Source organism: Leucobacter sp. M11, from assembly GCF_035726885.1.
Lineage (GTDB): Bacteria > Actinomycetota > Actinomycetes > Actinomycetales > Microbacteriaceae > JAPFRB01.
The window spans coordinates 387,613-393,145 of the sequence record NZ_JAPFRB010000002.1; the positions used below are offsets into that span (position 1 = coordinate 387,613).

Annotated in this window: 5 protein-coding genes and 1 pseudogene; 2 read left to right on the top strand and 4 right to left on the bottom strand. The window is 70.1% G+C overall.

From position 1 onward, the window contains the following. Nucleotides 1-632: pseudogene (locus OOT08_RS06135) on the top strand (aldehyde dehydrogenase (NADP(+))); the annotation flags it as partial. A 68-nt stretch (nt 633-700) separates the two neighbouring features. On the opposite strand, the gene OOT08_RS06140 reads toward OOT08_RS06135, so the two are convergent. Then, entirely contained in the window at nt 701-2,104 is a 1,404-nt protein-coding gene (locus OOT08_RS06140; protein WP_325091699.1) for an ABC transporter permease, read from the bottom strand. Continuing rightward, the gene (locus OOT08_RS06145) at nt 2,101-2,862 is read right to left on the bottom strand and encodes an ABC transporter ATP-binding protein (protein ID WP_325091700.1); all 762 of its coding nucleotides are present in this window, start codon (nt 2,860-2,862) and stop codon (nt 2,101-2,103) included. Before OOT08_RS06145 ends, OOT08_RS06140 begins: the two co-directional genes overlap by 4 nt. 243 nt (nt 2,863-3,105) lie before the next feature. Between OOT08_RS06145 and OOT08_RS06150 the strand changes: the two genes are divergently transcribed. Beyond that, complete coding sequence (locus OOT08_RS06150) at nt 3,106-3,954, top strand: ankyrin repeat domain-containing protein (protein WP_325091702.1); 849 nt, start codon at nt 3,106-3,108, stop codon at nt 3,952-3,954. A gap of 30 nt (nt 3,955-3,984) precedes the next feature. Here OOT08_RS06150 and OOT08_RS06155 read toward each other — a convergent pair whose 3' ends face one another. Beyond that, nucleotides 3,985-5,334: an MFS transporter gene (locus tag OOT08_RS06155; RefSeq protein ID WP_325091704.1), complete on the bottom strand. Its 1,350-nt coding sequence runs from the start codon at nt 5,332-5,334 to the stop codon at nt 3,985-3,987. Nucleotides 5,335-5,415: 81 nt separating this feature from the next. Then, the coding region (locus tag OOT08_RS06160; RefSeq protein ID WP_325092121.1) for a response regulator transcription factor at nt 5,416-5,533 on the bottom strand (118 nt) is incomplete at its 5' end.

The following is a 5,533-nucleotide window of genomic DNA, read 5'->3' on the forward strand; positions in this document are numbered from 1 at the left end:
TGCTCAACCAGAAGATCGCGAAGAGCTACGACGAGCGTCGCAGCGCGGTCATCGGCACCCCCGGCGTCCGCCTGGTCGCCGAGGGCGGCATCCGCTTTGACGAGGAGGGCCACGGCTGGGCCACCCCCACGATCGTCGCGGTCTCCCTCGCCGACCTGCGCGCGGGCCGCGAGGTGCTCGTCGAGGAGGTCTTCGGGCCGATGGCCGTCCTCGTCGAGATCCCCGAGGGCACCGACCGGGCCGCCCTGCTGCCCGAGCTCTTCGAGGGCAACCTCACCGCGACCCTGCACCTCGGCCAGGCCGAGCGCGCCGGGGAACAGGACCGCGAGGAGATCCAGGCCCTCGTCACCGCGATGACCCTGCAGGTGGGCCGGGTGCTCTTCGGGGGCTGGCCCACCGGCGTCGCGGTCACCCCCGCGATGCAGCACGGTGGCCCCTGGCCCGCGACCTCGAACGACACGAGCACCTCGGTCGGCACCGCCGCGATCCAGCGCTTCCAGCGTCCCGTGGCCTACCAGAGCGCCCCCGAGGCGTTCCTGCCCGCTCCCCTCGTCGACGCGAACCCGTGGGGCGTGCCGCAGGCAATCGCGCCCGCCGGTGAGTCCACCGAGTGGGGCTCCTCGGGCCGCTAGCCCGCACCGACAGCCGCGGGTGCGGGACGCTTCAGCGTCCCGCACCCGCGGCTGTCTCGTTTCTCGGCTCAGTCCACGGCGAGGGCGAGCACCGGGGACACCCGAGTCGCCCGGCGGGAGGGGCCGAGCGCGGCCGCGATGGCGAGGGCCGCGCCGCCCAACACCACGACGACCAGGATCGGCCACGGGATCGACGGCGGCAGGAAGCCGCCCTGGGAGCCGATGAGCGACTGCGCCGCCGCCCAGCCATAGATCACGCCGAGCACGAGGCCGAAGCCGAGCGCGGCGATCGTCATCTGCGCGCTCTCGATCACGATCATCCGCGTAACCTGCTTGCCCGTAAAGCCGAGGGCGCGGAGCAGGCCGAGCTCCCGGGTGCGCTGCAGGACGCTGAGCGAGAGGTTGTTCACGAGGCCGACCGCGGCGATGATCGCCGAGAAGCCGACGAGGCCGGACAGAATCCCCGTGGTGATCGAGAGGGTCTGGTCGAGCGCGGCCTCCATCATCGGGTCGCTCTCGAAGACCCGCTTGGTCATCTCGTTGTAGGTCTGCATCGCAACCGCGAAGAGCACGACGAGCGTGACCCCGATCACGAGGCCGATCGTGGAGCGGGAGCTGCGCTCCGGGAAGCGCACGGCGTTCTCCGCCGCGAGCCGGGCCGTCGGCCCGGTGCCGAACAGGCGGCCCACGACCCGGAGCAGCCCCGGCATCACGAGGTGCGCGCCGAGGACGATGCCCGTGAAGGAGGCGAGCCCGCCGAGGAAGGCGACGAAGAGGCCGAGCGGGCTGATCATGCCGATCAGGACGCCGAGGGCCAGCACCGCAAAGCCCAGCGCCATGAACACGATCGCGGTGACGTTGCGCCCGCGCCGCCCCGAGCTTTGCTCGCGGGTCATCTCGACCGCGGCGCCGGTCGCCGCCATCGGCGAGACCTCGGCGACCCGGCGCGAGCCCACCCAGGCCGCGGCCCAGGTGGTCAGGGCGACCACGACGACCGGGAGCAGGGTCAGCGCCTCGAAGATCGGGTAGGGGCGACCATCGGGCAGCCAACCCGCCCCCGTGCCGAGCGCGACGAGCACCGGGTTCGCCCCGGCGGCGAGCGCCCAGCCGATGAGCGCGCCGACGAGGCCGGAGAGGAGGCCCTCGCGGGCGACCTGGCGGCGGACGCGGGCCGAGGTGGAGCCGATGAGCCGCAGGAGCGCGATGGTGCGGACGCGGCCCGCGATGATCGTCGCGAAGGTGTTCGCGGTGACGACGGCGCCGACGTAGAGCGCGATGATGATGAAGATCAGGGACACCATGCCGAGCACTACGCGCATGGTGCCGGAGGCCTCCATCATGTCGGGGTCCAGCGCGGCCGCGATGATCCCGGTCGCGATGATGAGCCCGGAGGCGAAGAGGCTGCTCAGCGCGGCGACCACGAGGGTCGCGCCGTGGTCGCGGGCGCGGCCCGCGGCGGCCTGCACGCTCATCGCGCGGCCTCCATGCCGAGCATGGTGCGCGAGATCTCCTCGGCGCTCATCCGGGGGCGGTCGCCGACGATGCGGCCGTCGCCGAGGAAGATCACGCGGTCGGCGTGGCTGGCGGCGATGGGGTCGTGGGTGACCATCGCGATGGACTGTCCGTAGTCCCGTGCTGCGGCGGCGAGCAGGCCGAGGACCTCGCGTCCGGTGCGTGAGTCGAGGGCCCCGGTGGGCTCGTCGGCGAAGATGAGATCGGGTTGGGCGCCGAGGGCGCGGGCGATGGCGACGCGTTGCTGCTGGCCGCCCGAGAGCTGGTGCGGTCGGTGGCTCGTGCGGTCGCTCAGGCCAAGCGAGGCGATGAGGCTGTCGATCCAGGCGCGCTGTTCGGGGCTGGGGGTGCGGCCGTCGAGCTCGAAGGGCAGCAGGATGTTGTCGATGGCGGAGAGGGTGGGCACCAGGTTGAACGCCTGGAAGACGAATCCGACCCGGCGTCGGCGGAGCACGGTGAGTTCGGCGTCGCGCATCTGGGTGATCTCGCTGTCGCCGAGGAACACTCGCCCGCTCGTCGCGTTGTCGAGTCCGGCCATGACGTGCATGAGCGTGGATTTTCCGGAGCCGGAGGGGCCCATGATCGCGGTGAACTCTCCGCGGCGGATGCCGACGGAGACGTTGTCGAGGGCGGCCACGCGGTTCTCGCCGACGCCGAAGTGCTTGCTGACCTCCGCTACGCGGGCGATGAGGCCGATGTCGCTTGTCTGAATGTGCATATTCTCAGCGTAGAAAACCGGCCGCCCGGGTCGCGTCGGCCCGGGAGCTGATCGGGGTCATCCGCCCGGATGATCCGGGACCGGGGCGGGTGGCACCCTGGGACCGCCCGCCCGGGGCGGGGGCGTGCGTGGCGAGCACGGCCGGACGCGGTGCCGCGTTCTCGGGCTCCTCCCCTGTGTTGTGCGGGGAGCGTTCAGGGTGGTCCGTCAGGATGAGACTCCACCCGGCGAAAGGAGCGCGACGTGTCATTTCCCCCTCGATCACACCTCGCTCGCGCGATGCCCGGTTTGCGCCGCACCCGCTCGCTCACCACCCGGGCGGTCGGGGTGTCCGCAAGCGTGTCCATCGCGTTCCTCGGGTTCCTCACGGGGTGCGCCTCAGCAGATGAGGGGGCCGACGTGCCCGAGAAACGACCGACGATGGCCCCGTCCGAGATGACGAGCCCCACCCCCGAGCCCACGGCGGCAGCCGAGGATGCGCCGACGCCAGACCCGCGCGCGAACGAGCACCTGGCCGAGGCGATCCTGGCGGACGACGGGGAGGCGGTGACCGCGGCCCTGGAGCAGGGGGCCGAGCTGGAGCGCCGGACGGAGGAGGGGCGCACCCCGCTCGTGGTGGCGACCAAGGCGAACGCGATCGCCGCGGCCACCGCGCTGATCGAGGCGGGGGCGGATGTGAACGCGCAGGACGATATGCGCGACAGTGCGTACCTCTACGCGGGGGCCGAGGGCTACGTCGAGATCCTCGCGCTCACCCTGGAACACGGCGCGGATCTCGCGAGCACGAACCGCTACGGCGGCACCGCACTGATTCCCGCGGGCGAGCACGGCCATGTCGAGGTGACCCGCATGCTCCTCGACGCGGGCATCGACCCGAATCACGTCAACAACCTGGGCTGGACCGCGCTCCAGGAAGCGGTGCTGCTCGGCACGGACGGAGCAGATCACCGGGAGACAGTGCGGCTGCTCCTCGCCGGCGGGGCGGACCCGAACCTGCGTGACGCAGAGGGCAACACCCCGCTCGCCAATGCGTTGGCCCAGGGGTACACGGGCCTCGCCGATCTGATCCTCGCCGCCGGGGGCACCCGCTAGGGGGTGCCTCCGGCAGCGACGCGGTTCGCGCTAGCGAAGGGTATCGCCGGGGAGTTGCCCGGCAAACAGCTGCCGGCGGCTCAGGGTGAAGGCGATTGCTGCCCCCATGAGCGTCAGCGTCGCGATGAGCAGCAATCCCCAGATGGCGGATCCGGTCGTCTCGCTGATCCAGCCGATGGCAAACGGCCCGGCGAAACCGGCCAGGTTTCCCACGGAGTTAATGAAGGCGAGGCCGGCTGCAGCCGCGGTCCCCGTGAGTAGGAGGGGCGGCAGGCTCCAGAACAGCGGCGTGGAGGAGAACAGCGCCGACATTCCAACGCAGAGCGCGATCAGGGCCAGCCAGGGCGTGTGCTGGGCGGCCACCGCTGCGAGCAGCGACAGCGCGGTGATCGTGAGGGCGATGCCGACCTGGAGCGGAATGTTGCCCTGCTTGCGCGCGGCCCGCTCCCAGGGGATCATGACGAGCGCCGCGCACAGGTTGGGGATGGCGACGAGCCAGCCCGTGGTGCCGATCGTAAAGTCCCCCATCGCTTTCACAATGGTGGGCAACCAGATGCCCAGCCCGTAGGCGCCGAAGACAATCCCGAAGAACAACAGAATCAGTGCCCAGAGCTTGCCGTTGCTGAACACCTCGCGCAGGCGCACCTTGCCGTGGCGAGACTCGGTGTCGGCCTGTTCGCGGGCGAGCGAGTCGGTGATCCAGGCGCGCTCGTCAGCGGTGAGCCACTTCGCGTCCTTGGGGCTGTTCGGGAGCCAGGCCAGCACCGCGAACGCGAGAAGCACCGCGGGGATCCCCTCGAGGATGAACACGAGCTGCCAGCCCTCCAGGCCCCACATGCCGTGCAACCCCATGATCCACCCGGACAGCGGCGCAGCGATCGCGTTCGCCAGTGGGTTGGAGAGGCTGAAAATCACGAGGACCTGCGTGCGGTACTCACGCGGGAACCACAGGGTGAGGTACAACAGGACCCCGGGGAAGAATCCGGCCTCGGCCACACCGAGGATAAAGCGGATGACACCGAACTGGGTGGCATCCTGCACGAACGCGGTGAGGACGGCCACGATCCCCCAGCTGAACATGATGCGGGCGATCCATTTCCGGGCACCAAATTTCTCGAGCAGGAGGTTGCTGGGCACCTCGAAGAGCAGGTACCCGATGAAGAAGATCCCGGCCGCGAGCCCGAAGGCGGCCTCGGTCATCCCGAGGGCGGCGGTCATTTCGATTTTCGCAAAGCCCGCGTTGTTGCGGTCGATGTAGGCCACCAGGTAGAGCACCCCGAGGAACGGAGCGAGCCGCCATATTGCTTTTTTCATGGCGCTGCGGCCAACCTCTGGCGAGAGACGTGCCTCGCTGATGTTCGGGGGACGCAGTTCGCTCATCGTGACTCCTTTGTGCCAATGAATTTAGCTATACACTATAGCAAAATACCGGCGACGGCACGCATCCCCCTCGGCTGAGCGTTATCCGACGAGGCCGTTTTCGTGCGCGAAGACCACGAGCTGGACGCGGTCGCGCAGCCCGAGCTTTTGCAGCACCCGACTGATGTGGGTCTTGACCGTCGCCTCGCTGAGGAACTCG